Source organism: Halarchaeum nitratireducens (assembly GCF_014647155.1).
Classification (GTDB): Archaea; Halobacteriota; Halobacteria; order Halobacteriales; family Halobacteriaceae; genus Halarchaeum; species Halarchaeum nitratireducens.
This window is the reverse complement of the sequence record NZ_BMOQ01000005.1, coordinates 305,945-325,924: the sequence shown is the minus strand read 5'-3', so window position 1 is coordinate 325,924 and position 19,980 is coordinate 305,945. Positions and strand designations below refer to the sequence as shown.

Sequence of the window (19,980 nt, the reverse complement as noted above, 5' to 3'; positions counted from 1 at the left end):
GCCTCCAATCCGGGGTTGCGGGGCTTCCGGCATAAGCTTTCTCGTTACTCCACGCTCGACCGGATCTCCCCGGCAATCCCCGCGAGCGCCTTCGACGCGCTCGTTATCCGGTCCGCGAAGGCCTCCAATTCCGTCGTCGTGCCGGCGACGAAGAGCGTCTCGTGGCCCGTGCAGACGACGTCCGTGTCAGACGCGGCGCTGACGAGCGTGTGACGCATGTCCGCGGGTGGCCGAACCTCGTAGGCGTGCGCGACCGCGTCCTCGGCGGCCGCGGCGTTCCCGCCGAGACGGGCGATGTGGCGCTCGGCCTCCCGGACGGTCGTGACGTCGAGTTCCTCGACGGCCCGGTCGCGGTGGCGCTCGCGGGTGAAGGCGTGGCCGACGAGGGCGGCGTCGCGGGTCTCCGCGACGTCGTGCGTTCGGATCACGTGCGCGCCGCGCTCGACCGCCATCGACGTCGCGGCGAGCGAGACGGGGAGGGCCTCCTCCGTCGAACGACCGGCGATGTCGCGCAGGAAGTTCTTGCGGTTGATCGAGACGAGGATCGGGCGACCGTATCCGCGGAACTCGCGGAGGCGCTCGAAGGTCTCCCGATCGTCGGCCAGCGTTTTCGCTTCGCTCCATCCACCGAAGGCCGGATCGAGGATCGTCTTCTCCGTGAAGCCGTTGCGCGCGAGCGCGTCGTAGATGTCGTCGACGTCCTCGATCGCGCCGGGGCGTTCGAGGTCGGGCGGCGACGCCATCTTCACGACCGCGGCGTCATGTTTCTCACAGACGGCAGGCATCTCGGGGTCCGCGAAGCCGCAGACGTCGTTGACCATGTCGAACCCCGCTTCGAGGGCCGCGTCCGCGACCGCCGCGTAGCGCGTCTCGATGCTGAAGGTCACGTCGTCGGCGCCGTCGACGCGCTCGATCGTCTCGATGGCCGTGTCGAGGCGTTCGAGCTCCGCCGCCTCGTCCAAGACGTCGAGGCGCTTGTTCGCGGATTCGAGGCCGACGTCCACGATGTCGGCCCCCTCCGCGACGAGCTCCGACTCGACGTAAGCGGCGGCCTCGTCGGGGTCGTCGAAGACGCTCGGCGAGTACGGAGATTCCTTCGAGACGTTCAACACCCCCATGATACGCGGGGGGTGGTCGTCGCCGATCCGCAGGCCGGCGGCGTCCACGGTGTGCATACGTGAGCCCGCGGCGGCCAACGCTATAGAACCCGCGGTCCATCGTGCCGGCGGTGCGCGCCCCTTTTGTCGACACGGCGGCTATCGGGTAGCGATGGGAGCCAGCCCCCCCGCCGTCGCCGTCGTGGACGCCGAGACGTCCGGGAACGTCGGCACGATCGCCCGCGCGATGAAGAACTTCGGCTTCGAGGACCTCTACCTCGTCGATCCGCCGGACCTCTCTCGGGAGTCGGAGGCCTACGGCTACGCCGGGCAGGCGCGAGAGGACGTCCTCCCCGACGCCGAGGTGGTCGACCTCAACTTCCTCGTCGAGACCTTCCACACCGTGGGCTTCACCGCGATCACGAACGAGGACGCGACCAAGCACGTCCGCTTCCCGTTCCGAACGCCGGACGAGCTCGCGGGGAGCCTCCGCGACGTCGAGGCCCCGACGTGTCTCGTCTTCGGACGCGAGCGCGTCGGCCTCCACAACCGCGAGATCGAGCGCTTCGACGAGGTGTGTTCGATCCCCGCGAGCGCCGACTACCCCGTCCTGAACCTCGGGCAGGCCGCGACCATCGCGCTCTACGAACTCCGCGACCTCACCGTGGACGAGACCCAACTGCCGGACGTCGCCGTCCACCGCGCGACGGAGGACGAGATCGAGGCGTTCTACGACCACTTCGACGACTTCCTCTCGCTCGTTGACTACCCCGACGAGAAACAGGCGAAGACCGGCCGGATGCTGCGTCGGATCCTCGGGCGCGCGCACCCGACGGGCCGCGAAATCAACACCCTCCACGGGATCCTGCGCCGCGCACGCTGGCACATCGAGGGCAACGGCCGGAAGGACTCCGTCGACGACGACGGTTACTGACGTCGGGTCTCGCGCTTGACGCGCTCGCGATAGACGGAGAGACACCCCCAGACGACGAGCGCGACGGCGAAGCCGTACGCGGCGATCTTCGGGACGGTGTAGGGGTCGGGGACGCGCTCGGTGGCGACGGTGCGGACGAGCGCGTAGCCGTCGTCCGTCCGGAGGACGGCCGCGGGGTACGACTGCCTGCTCGTCGCGTTCCCGTCGAGGGCGTCGCGGATCGGCGCGGGAGCGTCGGCGGGCGCGACCGCGAGGTCGGCGGCGACGGCGCGCGCCGAGACCGGCGTCGCGTTCAGCGTGAACGTCTCGCCGTCGATGCGGGCATCGAGGCGGTAGTACTGGTCACCACGGTCGTCAGCGAGGAATCGGACCTCGGTGAGACGTTCGACCTCCGGCGGAACCTCGTCGACGGGCCGGGTGACGGTGTCGTTCGCGGCCTGTCGGACGACGGTTAGCTGCGAGTCGACGCCGTACCCGACCGCTGGAAGGTGGTAGAGTGAGTGGACGGCTTCGCCGTCGTCAGCGCCGAACGGCGTCGCTCCGTAGGTGTACTGCGTGTCGAGGCCGGGCGGGTCGCCGACGACGGGCTGCGTGAGGATCGCGAGGCCCACGAGGAGCGCGAGAAGGGTACGTGCGGAGACCATACCGAACCGAACGGGCGCGCGCCCGATAATACGATCGGCGTCGCCCCACACCACGCTCCGTTCGCGTCTCCGTGCCTCCGACGGGGCGGACGCGTCAGTCGTCGGCGCGCTCGTAGCCGTGCCGGCCGCTCGACGGGACGTGCTCGCTGTGGACGAGGCGGACGTAGGCGAGCCGGGCGCGCTCGCGGGCGTCGTCGAAGACGGCGAAGCGGTCGCGTTCGACGACGACGAAGCCGGTGAAGACCGCGAGGAAGCCGACGGCGGTCGTGGGGCCGACGCCTTGACCGAGCAGGGCGACGCTCATCACGGTGGCGACGACCGGTTCGAGGTAGCTGACGAGGTGAACGGTGCTCGGACCGGCCCGATCGAGGAGCTCGAAGTAGAGGAGGAAGGCGAGCACACCCGAGATGCCGGTGAGGTAGGCGAGGGAGGCGATCGATCCGGGGGTCCAGTGGATCGCGGCGAACGACTCGCCGCGGAGGCCCGCGCCGCCGAAGAGCAGCGCGGCGCCGACGAGCATCGTCCACGCCTGCATCGACCGGAGGGGGAGCGACGTGGCGAGCGGGCGAGTGAGCACGCCGCCGAGCGCGAAGGTCGCGGTACCGAGGACGACGAGGCCGACGGGCACGAGGCCGACGCCAGCGAGCGCGCCACCGCCGGGTGCGGCGATCGCGACGACGCCGAGGATCCCGAGGCCGAACCCGACGAGTTCGACGCCGCCGATCGAGTCCTCCGAGAGGACGAGGCTGGCGAAGACGGCGGTGAGGATGGGTGCGAGCGAGACGATGACGGCCGCGACGGCGCCGGGGACGTGACGCTCGCCGAGGTAGAGGAGCCCGTGATAGACGGCGATGACGAGGACGCCGCCGATGGTCACTTGGAGCCACTCGGCGCGCGTCCGCGGGAACCAGCGCGCGGTCGTGTAGGCGGCGTAGCCGAGGACGACGAGACCGGCGATCCCGAAGCGGAGGGCCGCGAAGAGCAGCGGCGGGAAGGCGTGGAGGCCGGTCTGGATGGCGACGAACGACGTCCCCCAGAACGCCGCGAGCGCCACGAACATCGTGGCGGTGGTGCGGGGGCCGTGGAGGGTATCTGCGAGAGACATCTGTCTACGAACGGGTAGTGGACGAGCGGTGTTAAACTTGTCTACAAAGACTTCAGTATAACTGGGATATTCCTCTAACCTAATGCATTACGATGAGAAATGTACGGTATCACGGCGCACGTCGGTGGCGCCTCCGGTCGGGTCGAGCGGTCGCGCCGTCCCGGTGGAGTATTACGGCGGTCGCGCGATCGGTCCCGTATGGACGAACGGGACGTGCGCCTCCTGAAGGCCATCTCCGACCTCGGTACCGGAAGCCCCGAGCGGCTCCACGAGGAGACGGATATCCCCGTCTCCACCATCCACTACCGGCTGAACAGTCTCCGCGAGGAGGGAATTATCGAAAACGACCTCTACGATCTCGACCTCGACGCGCTCGGTCTCGGCGTCACGGTCGTCATCGAGGTGTACACCTCTTACAGCGGGAGCTACCGCGGCGTCGCGGCCGAGCTCGAGGAGATCGAGGGCGTCACGCAGGTCTTCTTCACGATGGGCGAGTACGACTTCATGGTCCTCGCGCGCCTCCCCGACTCGGACGCCGTCGAGCGCCTCATCACCGACTTCGAGGCCATCGAGGAGGTCGACCGGACGAACTCGACGTTCGTCACCTCGCGGACGAAGGACACGCCGCGGCCCCTCCAGGCCTACTCGCTCGACACGCTCGTCGACGCGCTCGTCGACGAGTCGGAGTGATCTCTAAAACGCCGTCGGAACCTCGGGCTCGGTTCAGCTCCGCTTCTGTATCTCCTCGCGCAGCACCTCGCTGACGAGATCGCCCTCCGCCTTCCCGCGGAGCGCGCCCATGGCCTCACCCATCAGACCGGAGAACGCCCCCATGCCCTCCGCCTCGATCTGCTCGGCGTTTCGCTCGACGACGTCGACGACGGCCTCGCGCACGACGTCCTCGTCCGCCGAGCCCAGACCCGCTTCCTCCGCGGCTTCCGCGGCCGTCCGATCCGGCTCCTCGGCGAGCGTTTCGAGCAGTTCGGGGACGCCCTCCTGGGTGATCTCGTCGTCGGCGACGAGATCGAAGACGCCGTGGAAGTGCTCGTCCGCGAGGTTTTTCACAGGTATGCCGTCGCGCCGGAGGCTCGTCACCGTCGACTCCACGGTGCGTGCCGCGAGGTTCGGGTCCACGCCGCGTTCCACCGCGTCCTCGAAGAGCCGCCATCGCCGCCCGTAAGCGACCTGCTCGGCGACGTCCTCGTTCAGGTCGAACTCCGCGACGTAGCGCTCGACCTTCTCCGTGAGGAGCTCGGGGACCTCGATCTCGCTCGGGTCGGGCTCGACGGGCGGGACGTCCGTCTCGGGATACATCCGCGCCGCGCCGGGGAGCGGACGGAGGTACTCCGTCGTCCCGTCCTCGTTCGCCCCGCGGGTCTCCTCCGGGACGCCCTCGATCGCGGTCCGCGCGCGGTCGGCCGCGGCCTCCGTCGCGCCGCGAGCCACGTCCGCCTCCGCGGCGACCATCGCCACGGCGTCCTCGGGGCCGGCGTCGACCGCCTCGCGCAGGGCCTCGACCTCGTCCTCGGTGACGCCGTACGCCGGCAGTTCGTCCGTGTGGAAGATGCCGCCCGCGCCGTGGCGTTTCGCGTGGTCGGAGAGCTCCGTCCCCAGCCGACGGTCCGGCTGGAGCTCCCGTCCGACGATCCCGTTGAAGCCGTAGAGCGGCACCGCGAAGACCAACCCACCGGCGTCGAGCGCCCCGCGGACCACCGAGGACTCCGTGTCCGCGAAGACGTCCGTGACGTCCTGGACCTCGCCGACCGAGGCGTCGCGTTCGTCGAGCTCGTCGGCGATCTCCAGGAGTCGGACCTGCCGTTGCACCTCGAAGCGCACCAGGTCGTCGATGTCGTCGAGGCTCTGGACGCCCTTCATCTCGACGCGCGCGCCCTCGGCGATGGAGACGTTCACGTCCTGTCGGATCGTCCCGAGGCCGCGTTTGACCTGCCCGGTCGAGCGCAGCAACATCCCGATGCGCTCGGCGGCCTCGCGGGCCTGCTCGGGGCTGCGGATGTCGGGCTCCGTGCCGATCTCGACGAGCGGGATGCCGAGCCGATCGAGCGCGAACGTCGCGCCCGAATCGCTCTCCTCGACGCGCGCCGCGGACTCCTCTTCCAGCATCATGTCCTCGATGCCGACGGGTCCCTCGCTCGTCTCGATCTCGCCGCCCTGCGCGACGAGCGACGAGCGCTGGAAGCCGCTCGTGTTCGACCCGTCGATGACGACCTTGCGCATCACGTGGGCCTGATCGAGCGGCGTCATGTCCATCAGCGCCGCGACCTCGAGGGCGACGTCGAGCGCCTCCCCGTCCATGCGGTGGGGGGGCTCGTCGTCCTCCTCGACGAGACACGTCGTGTCGAAGCCGAGGTACTCGAACTCGCGTTCGACCTGCGACTCCTCGAGGGCCGCCTCGTCGATCTCGCCGAGCTCGCTCTTCGTCGGGTGGAGGTAGCGCGTGAACGTCCGCGTGTGTTCTTCGGGTTCGCGTCGCGTCGTCGGGCACGCGCAGAAGAGCTTCGTCGCCGTATCGAGCTGCTGGTGGATCTCGAGGCCGGCGACCAGCCCCAGGTCCTCGTAGTCGAAGTCGCCGTCGGTCATTACGTCAGGATGTGCGGCCGAACCGTAAAAAACCGTTCAGTGCGAGTCGTCCGCGTCGCGTCGCGCACCGACGGCCGCCCACGCCCGTTCTACGACGCGATCCCGGATCTCCCTCGCGCGCGCGGCGTCGTAGTCGGGCGCCACCGCGTCGCCGCCCGCGGTGTCGATCGCCACCGACGCGAGGTCGCGCCGCCGCTGGAAGAGCGTCGCGCTCACCGCGGCCGTCTGAACCCGATCGTGCGGGAGGACGCGCGTCCGGCGCGTCCAGAACCCCCGACGGACGACCGCGTGGTCGTCGGTGAGGGCGACGCCGACGTTCCGCCACTGTAGGTGTGCGGCGACCGGTGCGAGGACGAGGAGGAGCGCGGGCGCCCACGCGTACGGAACCGGCGTGAAGAGCGCGTCGACCGCCGCCGTGAGCGCGAGGAGACCGCCGACGCCGAGCGCGTAACGGATCGCGTACCGCTCTCGCGCGCGCGTCGGCGGGCGCTCCATCGCCACGTCCGCGAACGGTTCGAGGTCGCGGGCGAGCGAGAAGACGTCAGCCCGAGTCGCCAGGGGCACCGCGGCCGCCGACCCGCCGGTCGTGTTCGACCCCACGGATCCGGCGGTCACGACCGACAGCGACGCGTACCCGAACGCGCGTTCGAGCGCCGTCTCCTCGACGGCGAGCGTCTGGAGCTTCTCCAGCGGGATCGTCCCCGTGTAGCGCCGGCCGAGCCCGCGTTCGTACCGGAGGTCGTCGCCGGCGCGCACGAGTCGGAACGCGTAGTAGCGCGCGAACGTCCGGGCCGCGCTCGCCAGCCAGAGTCCGACGGCGGTGAGGAGCGCCACGAGGAGCGCGACGACGGTCGTGACGCCCGCGAGGTCGCCGACGAGCGGGGCCAACAGCGGCTGGACGACCGGCTGGGCGACGAAGACGACCGAGAGGAGCCGCACGTCGAAGGAGAGCGCGCTGGCGAGCAGCAGCCGACGGTGCCCGAGATCGAAGATCACTTCGCTCGCGTCGTCCATCGCGCCCCCCACCACGTCGCCCGTCGAACCCGCCGTCCCGCCGGCGCGTACGCCGTCCGAGCCCTCGGTCACCTCGTCCGCATCCGCGGCCGCGCGCTTCAGCCGCCTGAGCTCGGTCTGGAGGTCCTCGGCCGCCGCGGCGCTCACGCACTCCAGCACGGCCTCCGTGTCCCCACCGCCCGCCGTCTCGACGCGGACGGTGGCGAGTCCGAGCACCCGCTGTCCGATCGTCCGCGAGACGTCCACGTTCTGGACGCGCTCGATCGGGATCTCGCGCTCGCGCCGCGACAGCACGCCCGATCGGAGTTCGAGCGTCGTCCCCGCGAGGGCGTACGTGAAGCGCCGGTAGCGCGCGACCTCGTAACCGACGAGGACGAGGAGGGCGAGCGCGAGCGCCACCACGATGAGTCGCCGATCGACGAACGGGATCGAGGCCGCGCCCGCGAAGCCGACGACGACCCCCCAGCCGAGGTTCACGGCCCGCCGGCCGATCCGATAGACGACGGTGAGCGGGTGGAGTCTCATACGGCGTCGGTGGGTTCGCTCTCGATGGCGAGATCGCGCAGGCGTTCCTGCAGGGTGGTCGCGCGCTCGGCGGCCAGCCCCGGGATCGAGACGTCCGCGCCGCGCGACCCCGCGGTGTAGACGACGACCGTCCCGAGCCCGAGGAGGCGTTCGAGGGGGCCGCGCTGGCTGTCGACGTGCTGGACGCGGACGTACGGGACGATCGTCTCGACGCGCGTGAGGACGCCGCGCTCGATGTAGAGCGTGTTCGTGCGGACCTCGTACCGCCACGAGCGATACCGGAGGCCCGCGTAGGCGACGCCGAGAACGAACACGACGCCGAAGACGGCGCCCGTGACGACGAGCGGTGGGAGGGCGAGCGAGAACGGGTCGACGAACGCGATCGCACCGGCGACGACGGCGACGACGGCCGCGGTGACGAGCGCGCCGGCCGACCACTGCGCGAGGACGCGGGTGTGGAGGCGCTCCATACCTCGGCGTTCGGGCGCGCGATGAAAGAACTCGGGGGTCGCGACCGAGCGCGCCAACCTGCTGTCGAGGTCGTCGTCCGTCGGCGTGTCACGCGGCCCCGCGCTCGGGTGATCCCCCCGCTATCACGCGATGACGCGGCCGTCCGACGGTCCGCGTGGCCGACTTCGCGCCTCCATTCGAGACCGCGCGTCGTTCGGTTCCGCGTTGCTCGCGTGCCGGTCGCCGGCGCTCCCTCCCGCTCTCCTCGCGCCGACGCCGCGCGTCGGCTTACTCCTCGTCGCCGAGGATCCCGCGGCGCGTCATCTTCTCCGGGTCGAGCACCTCGTCGGCCTCCGCCTCGGTGAGGTACCCCTCCTCGACGGCGACCTCGCGGACGGTCTTGCCCTCCGCGATGGCCGTCTTGGCGACCTTGCTGGCCTTGTCGTAGCCGATCGCGGGGTTGAGCGCGGTGGCGAGGGCCATCGAGCGTTCGACCTGCGCCTCGCAGTGCGCCTCGTTCGCCTCCAGTTTCGCCACGAACTTCTCCGCGAACGCCTCGCTCCCGTTAGCGATCAGCGTCGCGGATTCGAGGAAGTCGAAGGCGAGCACGGGCTTGTAGAGGTTGAGGTCGATCTGACCCTCCGCGGCCCCCGAAGAGATCGCGGCGTCGTGGCCGACGACCTGCTTGTGGACCTGATTGATCGACTCCGCGACGACCGGGTTGATCTTCCCCGGCATGATCGAGGAGCCGGGCTGATTCTCGGGCTGTTCGATCTCGCCCAAGCCGTTGCGCGGGCCGGAGGCGAGCAGTCGGAGGTCGTTCGCGATCTTGTTCAGGCTCCCCGCGACGGTGCGGAGGGCGCCGTGGGCCTCGTTCATCGCGTCGTGGGCGGCCTGCGCCTCGAAGTGGTTGTCCGCCTCGCGGAACTGGACGTCCGTCTCCTCGCTGATGTACTCGGCGGCGCGCTCGGGGAACTCGGGATGGGTGTTGAGCCCCGTCCCGACGGCGGTCCCGCCGAGGGCGAGCTCGCGGAGGTGCGTCTTCGTGTTCTCCACGCGAGCGAGCCCCTTCTCGATCTGGGCGCGATAGCCGCCGAACTCCTGACCGAGCCGGACCGGCGTGGCGTCCTGCAGGTGGGTGCGCCCGGTCTTGACGACGCCGTCGAACTCCTCCTCTTTGGCTTCCAGGGCGCCGACGAGCGTTTCGAGGGCCGGACCGACGTCCTTCTCGACGGCGACGAGCGCGGCGACGTGCATCGCGGTCGGGATGACGTCGTTCGAGGACTGCCCGAAGTTCACGTGGTCGTTCGGGTGGATCTCCCGCGTGCCGACCTCGCCACCGTAGATCTCCGTCGCGCGGTTGGCGATGACCTCGTTGGCGTTCATGTTCGTCGAGGTCCCGGAACCCGTCTGGAAGACGTCGACGGGGAACTGATCGTCGTGCTCGCCCGCGATGACCTCGTCCGCGGCCGCGATGATCGCCTCGGCCTTGTCCTCGGGGACAGTGCCGAGATCGCGGTTGGCCTGCGCGGCGGCCTTCTTCACGGCGCCGAGCGCGTGGACGAACGCGGGCTGAAAGCCCCGCCCGCTGATCGGGAAGTTCTCGACGGCGCGCTGGGTCTGTGCGCCCCAGTAGGCGTCCGCGGGGACTTCCATCTCGCCCAGGCTGTCCGACTCGATCCGGTAGTCTCCGTCGTCGCTCATGGGCGGTGGGTCGCGCGGCGGCGCGTAAAACCCACCGGTCCGCTCCGGCGTCGAAACCCACCGACGCGCTACGTCCGCTGTCATGACTGACTCGGACTGTTGTTAATAATAACTATTTTGTAGCTGAGCGACCCAGCTCCTAACGAGCACACCATGACAGAAAACGATTCGGACGAGCGGCTTTCGCGGCGACACTACCTGACGGCAGCGGGTGCGACGGGCGTGGCGGCGCTGGCGGGCTGTGCAAACGGCGGGGGCGGGGGCGGGAGCGGAGGCGGCGAAGGTGGCAGCGGCGGGTCGAACGAACTGGAGATCCTGCACGGATGGACGGGCGGTGACGGGCAAGCGGCCTTCCAGAGCATGCTGGAAGGGTTCAAGCAGGCGTACCCGGACGTCACGGTCAACGACAAGGCGATCGGCGGCGGCGGGAACACGAGCCTGAACACGCGTATCAACGTTCGGCTCGGCAACGACAACCCGCCGAGCTCGTGGGCGGAGTGGCCCGGGAAGAACCTCCTCCAGTTCACCGAAGCGGGCCTCCTCGGCGACATCGAGGAGTCCGTCTGGAGTCAGAACGACATGAAGGAGGCGTACGTCTCCGGGCCCCAGGAGGCCGCCAAGCCCGACGGTATGTACGTCGCCGTGCCGACGAACATCCACCGGATGAACAACCTCTTCTACAACCCCTCGGTCGTCGAAGAGGCCGGTGTCGACGTCAGCGCCATCGAGACGCCGAGCGACCTCACCGACGCCCTCGCGCAGGTCGAGGAGAACACCGACGCCGTCGGCATGGCCCAGTCCAGTCAGTCCCCGTGGACGACGCTGCAGCTCTGGGCGGCCATCTACCTCGGTCAGGCCGGCTGGGACACCTACCAGCGCTTCATGGCCGGCGAGGCCGACGTCGGCCCCATCGCCGACGCGTTCAAGACCCTCAACGCCTACAGCGACTACTTCAACTCGGACGCCGGCACCGTCGGCTGGCAGGAGGCCAACAACCTCATCATCAACGGCGGCGCCGCCTTCTTCCACCAGGGCGACTGGGCCGCCGGCATGTACGCCGGCACCGACGACTTCGAGTACGGCACCGACTGGGACTGCGTGACGTTCCCCGGGACGGACGGGCTGTACGCGCTGAACATGGACTCGTGGGTCTTCCCGTCGAACAACCCCTCGCCGGAGGCCACGGAGAAGTGGCTCACCTACGTCGGCACCAAGGACGCCCAGGTCCGTTTCAACACGGAGAAGGGCTCCATCCCGCCGCGCAGCGACGTCTCCATGGACGAGTTCGGCGAGTTCCAGACCAACCAGTACAGCGACTTCCAAGAGTCCACGGCCCAGCCCCCGAGCGTCGCGCACGGGCTGGCGACGACGGCGGAAGTCCTGAGCAACCTCCAGACCGCTATCAGCCAGAGCTACTCCGGCTACTCCGATTCGGCGGCCGAGGAGACCGCACAGGCCTTCGTCGACGCCTTCGACAACTGAGCGAGCGATGCGTGGAAAGCTCGCAGCGTATCTCGGCCGGCTCGTCCGCCGGAACCGGATTCGCGCCGACGGCGGCGAGGTGAACGCCACCCGCGACAGCGGGCTCGTGAGCGACGAGTTCACCTCGTCGCTCCCGTACTGGCTCCCGCCGTTCGTCGTGATGGGGCTGGCCGTCTACGGGGCGATCCTCTGGAACTTCTTCCTGAGCCTCACGGACTCCTCGGGGTTCGGCGCGCCGGACTACGCGAACCTCGACTTCGAGATGTACGCGAGGGCGTTCGCCGATCCCGTCTTCATCGGGGCGTTGCGAAACACCTTCGCGCTCCTCGTGGCGTTCACCGTCCTCTGTCTCGTCGTCGGCCTCGTCGTGGCCGTCCTCGTCGATCAGGGCATCCGCTACGAGAACACCTTCCGGACGATCTACCTGCTCCCGATGGCGCTCTCGTTCGTCGTCACCGCCCAGTTCTGGCTCTGGATGTACAACCAACAGAACGGGCTGGTGAACATCATCCTCGGCGTCGTCGGCCTCGGCCCCTACGAGTGGATCGGGAACCCCTCGCTCGTGCTCGGCGCGGTCGTCTTCGCGCTCATCTGGCAGTTCAGCGGCTACGCGATGGTCGTCTACCTCGCCGGCCTGCGCGCGATCCCGACCGAGCAGTTCGAGGCCGCGCGCGTCGACGGCGCGACCACCCTCCGCATGTACTGGCGGGTCATCATCCCGCAGCTGAAGGGTGCGACCATCTCGGCGTCCGTCGTCCTGATGGTGTTCGCGCTGAAGGCGTTCGACTTCCTCTACTCCCTCACCGGGAGCTACTACCCACCGAAGGGGTCGGACATTCTCGCGACGATGATGGTTCGGCAGGCGTTCGTCGCCAACAACCGGGCGTACGCCGCCGCGATCGGGATCATGCTGTTCGCGCTGGCGCTGGTCGTCGTCGCACCGTACCTCCTCTACCAGTACCGCGCAGGTGAACTATGACAGATACGAACACATCCTCCGGACGGAGTTGGCGCTCGACGGCGCTGTACGCCGTCCTCGTCCTCCTGGTGGTCTTCTACCTGCTGCCCCTCTGGACGGGGCTGATGACCTCCATCAAGGCGGACGTTCTCGCGACCGCACCGTTCCTCCCGCCCGCGCCCGCCGGTTTCACGAACATCCACTGGACGCGCGCGATCAACGCGCTCGCGGGCGGGTTGGTGAACAGTCTGATCCTCGCCATCCCGGCGACGATCCTCTCCGCCCTCCTCGGGAGCATGGCGGCCTACGGGCTGACGACCCTCGATTGGCGCCACCAGGTGCCGATCCTGATGCTGTTCATCGCCGGGATCTTCATCCCCTATCAGGCCGTCCTCATCCCGCTCTCGAAGTTCTGGGCGTCCGTCGTGCCCGTGAGCGACCTCGTCGGCTACGTCGGACTCGCCGGCTGGGTCGGCGATCTGATCGGCCTCATCCTCTCGCACGTCGCGTACGGGATCCCGATCTGTACGCTGCTCTTCCGGACCTACTACAAGGACTTCAACGGGGAGATGATCGAGGCCGCGCGGATCGACGGTGCGACGACGCACACGATCTACCGCCGGATCATCCTCCCGCTCTCCGTGCCGATGTTCGCGGTGACGCTCATCTATCAGTTCACCCAGGTCTGGAACGACCTCCTGTTCGCGCTGGTGCTCGTCGGCCCGGGGGCGGGTGCGCCCGTCACCGTCCCGCTCAGCCAACTCGGTGCGAGCCTCTCCGAGGTCGGCTTCGGGATCCGGATGGCCGGCGCGTTCGTCGCCGCGCTCCCCACGATCATCGTCTACGTCCTGTTCGGCGACCAGTTCGCAGAAGGGGTCTCCACCTAACACACTATGGCTAGACTCGAACTCGACGACATCACGAAGCACTTCGACGACGACGGCGAGACTATCGTCGCCGTCGACGACGCCAGCATCGACATCGACGACGGCGAGTTCCTCGTCCTCGTCGGCCCCTCCGGGTGTGGGAAGTCCACCACCCTCCGGATGATCGCCGGCCTCGAAACGATCACGGAGGGCGAACTCCGCATCGGCGGCCGACGCGTCAACGAGGCCAAACCCCGCGACCGGGACATCGCCATGGTGTTCCAGTCGTACGCGCTCTACCCGCACATGACGGTGCGGGAGAACATGAGCTTCGGTCTTGAGGAGTCCACCGACCTCTCCGAGGCCGAGATCACCGAGCGCGTCGAGTCCGCGACGGACACGATGGGCATCAGCGACCTCCTCGATCGGAAGCCCTCGGAGCTCTCCGGCGGCCAGCAACAACGCGTCGCGCTCGGGCGCGCGATCGTCCGCGAGCCCGAGGTCTTCCTCATGGACGAGCCGCTCTCGAACTTGGACGCGAAGCTCCGCGCGCAGATGCGCACGGAGCTCCAGCGTCTCCAGGAGGACCTCGACACCACAACCGTCTACGTCACGCACGACCAGACGGAGGCGATGACGATGGGCGATCGCATCGCCATCCTCAACGACGGGATCCTCCAGCAGGTCGCCACGCCGCTCGAAGCCTATCACGCGCCCGCGAACCAGTTCGTCGCGGGGTTCATCGGCGAGCCGTCGATGAACTTCTTCGACGTCGACCTCGAGGGCGACTCGGTCGTCGGCGACGGCCTCGACTACCCCGTGAGCGACGACGTCCGCGCCAAACTCGACACCGACGCGCTCGTCCTCGGCATCCGCCCGCAGGACATCGAGCTCGTCGACGCGGTCGAGTCGGGTCACGACGTCGCCGTCACCGTGGACGTGGTCGAGCCGATGGGCGACGAGAACAACGTCTACCTCACGTTCTCGGACACCGCGGGGAACGAGACGTTCATCGCCAACGTCGACGGCCGGACGCTCGTCGACGAGGGCGACGACATCGTCGCGCGCATTCCGGAGGAGGCGGTCCACTTCTTCGATCGTCGGAGCGGAGAGGCGCTACGCAACCGCGAGTTCGACGGCGACGCCGACGTCGACCTCTCGCTCTAAGCGCTCTCGTCTCCACGCGCCTCGACGGCCGGTATCGGTGTGACCTTGTACGGGCCGACCCGCGTCGTGGTTCGGAGACGACGCTCCCCGGCGCGTCTTGCCGACACATCGTCGCTTAGATCGGGAACGGTCGCCCCCGAGCCGACCCTGTTACCGTCCCGCACCGTGTGAGTAGACCGGGAGCCATCGCCGATCCGAAGACCTCATCAAGTGAGAAAGACACCCCGCGATGCGGTCGCCCTTTTCGATGACGTGTGGTTCGTTCTCACCGCGGACGAGCCGATCTCGGGACACCGGCGGGGAACGGTGGCGATGAGACCGGCGTATCAGTCCTCTTCGGTGACCAAGCCGTTCTTGATGCCGCTGACTATCTCTTCGAGGTCCTCGGAGTCCGCGTCGATGTCGATGTCCAGTGAGAGCGCGTGAGGTTCGGACGCCGGACCCGATTCGTTCGCGGCGCCGTTACCGGTGACGCGCGCTGCCGCGTCCTGTGCCTGCTCTGCCGCCTCGCGGGCCTCGCGAGCGGCCTCTCTGGCTTCCTCGGCCGTCTCGGCGATTTCCGTGACGAGTTCCCCGACAGACTCGACGTCCGAGAGGTCTTCGAGTCCGCCCGCAGCCGCCTCTGCGGCCGCGTCCTCGGTTTCCGCCGCGACGGCTTCGGCTTCCGAGGCCGTCTCTTCGGTCCCGGCGGCTCCCTCCTCAGCAGCCGCTTCGACTCCGTCGGTCGTCTCTTCGACTGCTTCGTCGCTCGCCTCATCGGCCTCTTCGCCCGCCGCCGGCTCTGCCTCGCCGGCTCTCTCCGTGGCTTCTCCCTCCGTCGTCTCCGACCCCTCCTCGGCCACCGCCTCTTCTGACTCGTCGGACGGCGACTCCGCAGTCCCCTCGTCGGATTCCGCGGTCTCCTCCGCGGGCTCGGTCGCGTCCTCCGGTTCCTCGTCGAGGGAGATCGTGATTCCCGGGCCCGCGCCGATGTCGATCCGGACGGTGTCGTCCTCCTCGGAGAGCTCGACCGAACCGCCGTCGGGAACGGGGTCCCCGACACCACCGTCGGCCTGTAGGTCGTCGGACCCGGACGTTTCGCCGCCTTCGTGGCCCGAACTCCCCGTGTCGATTTGGATCCCGTCGGGAAGGTCGACGTCCCGTAAGTCGGCGTCACTATCGAGGCTGATTTCGGTGCCGGACTCCTCGTCGACGGTTATCTCCACGCTCGGCTCGTCGCCGACCGAGATCTCGATCTTCCCGGCGTCCTCGAGGAGGTCACGCGTCACCTCCTCGGCTGCCTCCGCGACGTCCCCACCGGTCCCCTCCACGGCCTCGGTGAGCGCCTCTTCGGCCTGTGACGCGGGCTCAGGGACGTCCTCGGCCGCTGGCTCGTCAGCTTCGGCCTCCTCGGCACCGTCCTCCGCGGCTCGGGCGGCCGCCTCCGTGGCTGACTCGGCGGTCGTCGTCTGAGCGCTCTCGGCGAGGTCCTCGACGGTTTCGGCGGCGTTCGCCGCGGTCTCGGCGGCGCGTTCCACCTCGTCCGCGGCGTCCTCGACGACCTCGCGGGCGGTTTCGGCCGCGGTCTCCCGTGCCGACGTTCGAGCGACCTCACGCGCGGTCTCGCGGGCGGTTTCCGCCGCGGTCTCTTCGATCGACTCCTCATCGACGGTCTCCGACTCGACCCGCTCCGCGACCCGACGTGCCGTCTCGGCGGCCTCCTCGGCGGTCGTCGCGGTCGTCTGCAGGTCGTCGGCCGTCCTCTCGACCACGTCGGTCGCGGTTTCCTCCGCGAGGTCGCGAGCGACGTCCGTCGCCCGTTCCTCCGCGACGTCCGCGGCGGTGTCGGCCGCGACGTCCGCGGCGACCTCTTCGGCAGCCGACGCGGCGGTCTCTTCGACCACCTTCTCGGCCGTCTCCCTCGCTGCTCGGCTGGCCGCGGCCCGTGCGGTATCGGTCACGACCCGTTCGGCGATGTCCTCGATCGTCTGCTCGATCCGTTCGGACGCGTCCGCCGCCCCGGTTTCATCCGTCGCGTACTCGGCGGCAGAGGCCGCTCGATCGGCGACGCCGGCCGCCTCTTCGGCGGTTTCCCTGGCCGTCTCGACGTCGGCAGAGACGCGTTCGGGAGAAGCCTCCTCGGCGGACCCGACGGGCCCGTTCGCTTCGCTCCCGGCGACCTCCCCGCCGGGGGCTTCTCCGGACTCTCCCGTCGGCCGGTCCGTCGCCTCGACTGCGTCCTCGGACGTCTGGTCGGCCACCGCGGACGCGGAGGACTCAGGGAGTCGGAGCCGGTCGTCCTCGTCGCGCTCCACCAGGCCCGCCCACTCGTAGAGATCCAGTAGCGTCGTCACCCCCGTCCTGACGCGGCTGGTCTCCAGATCCTGACCGGCCAGGTCGGCGACGATCGGTACGAGCTCCGCTGCCGTCGTGGGGTTCCTATCGAGGACTCCCCGGACGTCCTCGGTGAGTTCCCAGTCGGACAGGAGATCCCGCATTCGCTCGCGGCTCCGCTCCCCCTCGCCCTCGGTCAGCGCTGCGGCGATCTCCTCGCCGGCGTCGGTCAGTCGGTGCTTCTGCCGATGGGGCTCGATGATCCCGAGCTCCTCCAGAAATCTGGTCTGGCGCCCGACTGCGTCGGAGACGCTGGTGACGTCCTCGACGTCCGAGGTGTAACGGGGCTCGTCGTCGGCGCCGGCCTCGGCCCACCCGCCGATGATCTCTCGGAGGGTGTCGAGACTGACGCCCTTCGGAATGTGGTGTTCGGTCATCGGCCGAACGTTTCTGAGGATTCATCAAAGATTCAACGGCCGGAACGGTCGGGGCGAATGGCCGGCCGTCGGTCCGCGAGACCGACACGGCGCTTCGAAAACGAAGCGCGGACCGGTCGCGTTCGCACGGAAGCGGCGGATCTGAACAGGCCCCCGCGTCTCGCCGCGGATCGCCGTCCCGCGGCCCTCGTCGACGCTACTCCTCGGGCGTCTTCGTCGTCAGTTCGAGCGCGTGGATCTCCGTCGTCATCGCGTCGCCGAGCGCGTCGTACACCTGCTGGTGTTGATCGACGATGGTCTCGCCCTCGAAGGACGGCGAGACGACGGTCGCGGCGAGGTGGTCGTCGTCGTGTTTCCCCCGCGCACGGGTGACGTCGGCGTCGCACTCGGGCAGCCGGTCCTCGATCCGTCGCTGGACTTCCTCTGGACTCATGGACGGAGAATGGGCGCGCGCGGACAAAAGGGACGCGGAGACGCGAGCGATCGGTCGTCGCCGGCCCGCGATCGCCTCAGGTCCAGCGGTCGAGGCCGGTCTGCGTCACGGACTCCTCGATACGCTCGAAGGCGCGCTCGATCTCGTCCGCGGCGATCCCCCAGTCGTCGACGAGGTAGTCGCGCGCGGCGTCGAGGTCCGGGTCGACGTCGTCGTCGTAGTCGTAGTCGTCGGTGACGTCGGGATCGAGGAAGAGCTCGCGGATGCGATCGGCGTCGTCGATGTACTCGTCTTCGTCATCGAGGACGGCCCAGAGGTCGCCGTGCTCTTTGACGGCCTTCAACGCGGTCTTCGGGCCGTAGCCGGGGAGTCCGTCGTTGAAGTCGGTGCCGCAGAGGATGCCGACGTCGACGAGTTGCTCCCACGTGACGTCGTGTTCGGCGAGGGTGGCCTCGAAGTCCATGCGCTCGACGTCGCCCGTGCTCGTGAGCTGGCGCAGCGTGAGGGGCGCGCCCAAGAGCAAGCAGTCGTAGTCGTCGCTGCCGACGTAGCGGACGTCCTCGTCCGTCCGGGCCATGTGGGAGGCCTGGGCTTCGCCCTCGGCGGGCGCCTCGATCATCGGGACGTCGAGCAGGCGGAGGAGTTCGCGCGTCGTCTCGTGGATGACGTCGGTGAGGCGCTGGGTCTGCGAGTCGAGGCGCGCGACTTCGAGGGCGTCGCCCGCCTCGCGGGCTTCTTCGAGTTTCGCCTCGCGTTTCTCGCGCTCCTCGCGGCGCGACTCGACCTCCTCGTCCTTCAGGCCGACGACGCGGCCGTCGAAGACGAAGACCGGCGTGAGATCGTTCTCGAAGAACTTCGGGAGGCCCCGCACGACGCCGATCAGGTTCGGGACCTCGGTCCCGTCCGCGGTCGTGTACGCGTCGTCGCGGGTGAACCTGACGGTCGTCGTGAGGTACTTGTAGAGCCAGTTGTGGGCGTCGACGGCGACCGCCCCGTCGAGCTCGTCGAATCCGACCTCCTCGATGACGGCGAGCTGCCGGAGGTCCGCGTTTCCCATACCCGCCCTATCGGCGCGCGGGCCTTAACGCTCGCCTTCGCCGGCCGGCGCGTCGACGATCGGCGGCGGACCGTCGCGCGAGTCGACGAAGGCCCGCTCGTCGTCGCTGAGGTCGCGTTCGCGGTAGACGTCGAGGCCGGCCGCGTAGCGCGCCTCCCGTTCCTCGCACGGCCGTTCGAGGACGAGCTCCGCCAGTCCCGCCCGCTCGCCCGTGTAGCTGAACCCGGCCTTGTGGAGCGCCTCGTAGGCGTAGGGATTGTTGACGTCGATGCGGACGCGGGCGTAATCGTCGCGGAGGCGTTCGGCGGCGAACGCACAGAGGCGCGCGCCGATCCCCTCGCCACGCCGGTCGGCCCGAACGGTGACGTAGCGGAGGACGGCGGCGTCGGGATCGGCGTGGTGTCGATTGAAGGAGACCGCGCCGAGCACGCCCTCGGCCTCGGCCTCCCGGGCGTCGGGCGGCCATCCCTCGCGGTCGAGCACCCCGTCCGCGACGGCGACGGCCGTCCCGGCGTCGCCCGTGACGAACTTCCCGGCGTAGGCGAAGCGCCGCCAATCGAGTCGGAGGCGGGGGGCGTCCGGGGGCCGTCCGAGCAGGGCGAACTCCATGCCCGTCGTGGGGGCCCGACGCCCTTGTGGGTGGCGTCGCTTCGGGCGAACCGATACGGGAAAGCCCCGACCGACCCAAGCGCGAGTATGTCGCTCCTCGACGTCGATCGCCGGACGGTCCGAGCGTTCGCCCTCGCCGACCTCGTCGCCATCGTCGCGTTCGTGCTCGTGGGCGAGTACCAACACGGGATGCTCGTCTACACCGCGACGCACCCGCTTCGCTTCCTCGGCGTCCTCGCGCCGTTCCTCGTCGGCTGGATCGTCGCGGCACCGCTCCTCCGGGCGTACAGCGTGCGGACGCACGACCCCCGCGGACTCGTCGGCTGGACGCTCGCGTCGTGGCTCGCGGCCGACGTGCTCGGGCAGGTCCTCCTCCTCTCGGGCGCGTTCCCGATCGGCTACGACCCGATCTTCGCGGTCGTGGTCGCCGTCTTCGGCTCGCTGTTCCTCCTGCTCACGCGCGGCGTGACCCACGCGACGCTGCGCCGCTGAGCGCGTGCCGCTTCTCGTCAGTTTCGACCGATACTATCGAATCAGCCGATCTATAAGTTATAGGTTGCGTACCCAGTAGTAACAGGTCAACTATG

General features: G+C 69.2%; 18 protein-coding genes. 7 read left to right on the top strand and 11 right to left on the bottom strand.

The window, feature by feature from the left end; all coding sequences use genetic code 11:
* Positions 1–44 precede the first annotated feature (44 nt).
* A complete protein-coding gene (gene folP, locus IEX91_RS10815) occupies positions 45–1,175 on the bottom strand; it encodes a dihydropteroate synthase (RefSeq protein WP_188878934.1) in 1,131 nt (376 codons plus the stop codon).
* A 94-nt stretch (positions 1,176–1,269) separates the two neighbouring features.
* Here folP and IEX91_RS10810 point away from each other — a divergent pair, with 94 nt between their 5' ends.
* The gene (locus tag IEX91_RS10810) at positions 1,270–2,031 is read left to right on the top strand and encodes an RNA methyltransferase (RefSeq protein ID WP_188878932.1); all 762 of its coding nucleotides are present in this window, start codon (positions 1,270–1,272) and stop codon (positions 2,029–2,031) included.
* On the opposite strand, the gene IEX91_RS10805 is transcribed toward IEX91_RS10810, so the two are convergent.
* Both IEX91_RS10805 and IEX91_RS10800 read right to left on the bottom strand, forming a co-directional pair.
* The gene (locus IEX91_RS10805; RefSeq protein WP_188878930.1) at positions 2,025–2,675 is read right to left on the bottom strand and encodes a hypothetical protein; all 651 of its coding nucleotides are present in this window, start codon (positions 2,673–2,675) and stop codon (positions 2,025–2,027) included. The two genes, IEX91_RS10810 and IEX91_RS10805, sit on opposite strands and share 7 nt — an antisense overlap.
* A gap of 94 nt (positions 2,676–2,769) precedes the next feature.
* Positions 2,770–3,780 (bottom strand): DMT family transporter, encoded by a 1,011-nt coding sequence (locus tag IEX91_RS10800; protein ID WP_188878928.1) that lies wholly within the window; start codon positions 3,778–3,780, stop codon positions 2,770–2,772.
* 198 nt (positions 3,781–3,978) lie between these two features.
* On the opposite strand from IEX91_RS10800, the gene IEX91_RS10795 reads away from it, so the two are divergent.
* Positions 3,979–4,470, top strand: a complete 492-nt coding sequence (locus IEX91_RS10795; RefSeq protein ID WP_188878927.1) for an Lrp/AsnC family transcriptional regulator — start codon at positions 3,979–3,981, stop codon at positions 4,468–4,470.
* A gap of 33 nt (positions 4,471–4,503) precedes the next feature.
* On the opposite strand, the gene gatE is transcribed toward IEX91_RS10795, so the two are convergent.
* The 4 genes from gatE to IEX91_RS10775 all read right to left on the bottom strand — a co-directional run bounded on the left by gatE (position 4,504) and on the right by IEX91_RS10775 (position 10,071).
* Positions 4,504–6,378, bottom strand: coding sequence for a Glu-tRNA(Gln) amidotransferase subunit GatE (gatE, locus tag IEX91_RS10790; RefSeq protein WP_188878926.1), 1,875 nt, complete (start codon positions 6,376–6,378; stop codon positions 4,504–4,506).
* A gap of 36 nt (positions 6,379–6,414) precedes the next feature.
* Positions 6,415–7,917 (bottom strand): PH domain-containing protein, encoded by a 1,503-nt coding sequence (locus tag IEX91_RS10785; RefSeq protein ID WP_188878925.1) that lies wholly within the window; start codon positions 7,915–7,917, stop codon positions 6,415–6,417.
* A complete protein-coding gene (locus IEX91_RS10780) occupies positions 7,914–8,387 on the bottom strand; it encodes a PH domain-containing protein (protein WP_188878923.1) in 474 nt (157 codons plus the stop codon). Before IEX91_RS10780 ends, IEX91_RS10785 begins: the two co-directional genes overlap by 4 nt.
* A gap of 268 nt (positions 8,388–8,655) precedes the next feature.
* A complete protein-coding gene (locus IEX91_RS10775) occupies positions 8,656–10,071 on the bottom strand; it encodes a class II fumarate hydratase (RefSeq protein WP_188878921.1) in 1,416 nt (471 codons plus the stop codon).
* A 153-nt stretch (positions 10,072–10,224) separates the two neighbouring features.
* On the opposite strand from IEX91_RS10775, the gene IEX91_RS10770 reads away from it, so the two are divergent.
* Genes IEX91_RS10770 through IEX91_RS10755 form a run of 4 tightly spaced genes read left to right on the top strand, consistent with a single transcriptional unit; the run spans position 10,225 to position 14,544 of the window.
* A complete protein-coding gene (locus IEX91_RS10770) occupies positions 10,225–11,553 on the top strand; it encodes an ABC transporter substrate-binding protein (RefSeq protein ID WP_188878919.1) in 1,329 nt (442 codons plus the stop codon).
* Between the two features lie 7 nt (positions 11,554–11,560).
* Positions 11,561–12,532: a carbohydrate ABC transporter permease gene (locus tag IEX91_RS10765; RefSeq protein WP_188878918.1), complete on the top strand. Its 972-nt coding sequence runs from the start codon at positions 11,561–11,563 to the stop codon at positions 12,530–12,532.
* Positions 12,529–13,398, top strand: a complete 870-nt coding sequence (locus IEX91_RS10760; protein WP_188878917.1) for a carbohydrate ABC transporter permease — start codon at positions 12,529–12,531, stop codon at positions 13,396–13,398. Before IEX91_RS10765 ends, IEX91_RS10760 begins: the two co-directional genes overlap by 4 nt.
* A 6-nt stretch (positions 13,399–13,404) precedes the next feature.
* The gene (locus tag IEX91_RS10755) at positions 13,405–14,544 is read left to right on the top strand and encodes an ABC transporter ATP-binding protein (protein WP_188878916.1); all 1,140 of its coding nucleotides are present in this window, start codon (positions 13,405–13,407) and stop codon (positions 14,542–14,544) included.
* 326 nt (positions 14,545–14,870) lie between these two features.
* Here the strand turns inward: IEX91_RS10755 and IEX91_RS10750 are convergent, their stop codons facing one another.
* From IEX91_RS10750 to IEX91_RS10735, 4 genes are all read right to left on the bottom strand, one after another.
* Positions 14,871–17,294, bottom strand: a complete 2,424-nt coding sequence (locus tag IEX91_RS10750) for a coiled-coil domain-containing protein (protein ID WP_188878915.1) — start codon at positions 17,292–17,294, stop codon at positions 14,871–14,873.
* A gap of 196 nt (positions 17,295–17,490) precedes the next feature.
* Positions 17,491–17,727: a BolA family protein gene (locus tag IEX91_RS10745; RefSeq protein ID WP_188878913.1), complete on the bottom strand. Its 237-nt coding sequence runs from the start codon at positions 17,725–17,727 to the stop codon at positions 17,491–17,493.
* Positions 17,728–17,803: 76 nt separating this feature from the next.
* On the bottom strand, positions 17,804–18,784 hold the full coding sequence (fen, locus tag IEX91_RS10740; protein WP_188878911.1) for a flap endonuclease-1: 981 nt from the start codon (positions 18,782–18,784) through the stop codon (positions 17,804–17,806).
* Positions 18,785–18,808: 24 nt separating this feature from the next.
* Entirely contained in the window at positions 18,809–19,393 is a 585-nt protein-coding gene (locus tag IEX91_RS10735; protein WP_188878910.1) for a GNAT family N-acetyltransferase, read from the bottom strand.
* An 87-nt stretch (positions 19,394–19,480) separates the two neighbouring features.
* Here IEX91_RS10735 and IEX91_RS10730 point away from each other — a divergent pair, with 87 nt between their 5' ends.
* Positions 19,481–19,885, top strand: coding sequence for a DUF3054 domain-containing protein (locus IEX91_RS10730; protein WP_188878908.1), 405 nt, complete (start codon positions 19,481–19,483; stop codon positions 19,883–19,885).
* The last annotated feature ends 95 nt before the right edge of the window (positions 19,886–19,980 follow it).

Bases quoted from the DNA above. Each gene is read 5' to 3' on its own strand.
- folP (WP_188878934.1), bottom strand. From the start codon at position 1,175: ATGCACACCGTGGACGCCGCCGGCCTGCGGATCGGCGACGACCACCCC.
- IEX91_RS10810 (WP_188878932.1), top strand. From the start codon at position 1,270: ATGGGAGCCAGCCCCCCCGCCGTCGCCGTCGTGGACGCCGAGACGTCC.
- IEX91_RS10805 (WP_188878930.1), bottom strand. From the start codon at position 2,675: ATGGTCTCCGCACGTACCCTTCTCGCGCTCCTCGTGGGCCTCGCGATC.
- IEX91_RS10800 (WP_188878928.1), bottom strand. From the start codon at position 3,780: ATGTCTCTCGCAGATACCCTCCACGGCCCCCGCACCACCGCCACGATG.
- IEX91_RS10795 (WP_188878927.1), top strand. From the start codon at position 3,979: ATGGACGAACGGGACGTGCGCCTCCTGAAGGCCATCTCCGACCTCGGT.
- gatE (WP_188878926.1), bottom strand. From the start codon at position 6,378: ATGACCGACGGCGACTTCGACTACGAGGACCTGGGGCTGGTCGCCGGC.
- IEX91_RS10785 (WP_188878925.1), bottom strand. From the start codon at position 7,917: ATGAGACTCCACCCGCTCACCGTCGTCTATCGGATCGGCCGGCGGGCC.
- IEX91_RS10780 (WP_188878923.1), bottom strand. From the start codon at position 8,387: ATGGAGCGCCTCCACACCCGCGTCCTCGCGCAGTGGTCGGCCGGCGCG.
- IEX91_RS10775 (WP_188878921.1), bottom strand. From the start codon at position 10,071: ATGAGCGACGACGGAGACTACCGGATCGAGTCGGACAGCCTGGGCGAG.
- IEX91_RS10770 (WP_188878919.1), top strand. From the start codon at position 10,225: ATGACAGAAAACGATTCGGACGAGCGGCTTTCGCGGCGACACTACCTG.
- IEX91_RS10765 (WP_188878918.1), top strand. From the start codon at position 11,561: ATGCGTGGAAAGCTCGCAGCGTATCTCGGCCGGCTCGTCCGCCGGAAC.
- IEX91_RS10760 (WP_188878917.1), top strand. From the start codon at position 12,529: ATGACAGATACGAACACATCCTCCGGACGGAGTTGGCGCTCGACGGCG.
- IEX91_RS10755 (WP_188878916.1), top strand. From the start codon at position 13,405: ATGGCTAGACTCGAACTCGACGACATCACGAAGCACTTCGACGACGAC.
- IEX91_RS10750 (WP_188878915.1), bottom strand. From the start codon at position 17,294: ATGACCGAACACCACATTCCGAAGGGCGTCAGTCTCGACACCCTCCGA.
- IEX91_RS10745 (WP_188878913.1), bottom strand. From the start codon at position 17,727: ATGAGTCCAGAGGAAGTCCAGCGACGGATCGAGGACCGGCTGCCCGAG.
- fen (WP_188878911.1), bottom strand. From the start codon at position 18,784: ATGGGAAACGCGGACCTCCGGCAGCTCGCCGTCATCGAGGAGGTCGGA.
- IEX91_RS10735 (WP_188878910.1), bottom strand. From the start codon at position 19,393: ATGGAGTTCGCCCTGCTCGGACGGCCCCCGGACGCCCCCCGCCTCCGA.
- IEX91_RS10730 (WP_188878908.1), top strand. From the start codon at position 19,481: ATGTCGCTCCTCGACGTCGATCGCCGGACGGTCCGAGCGTTCGCCCTC.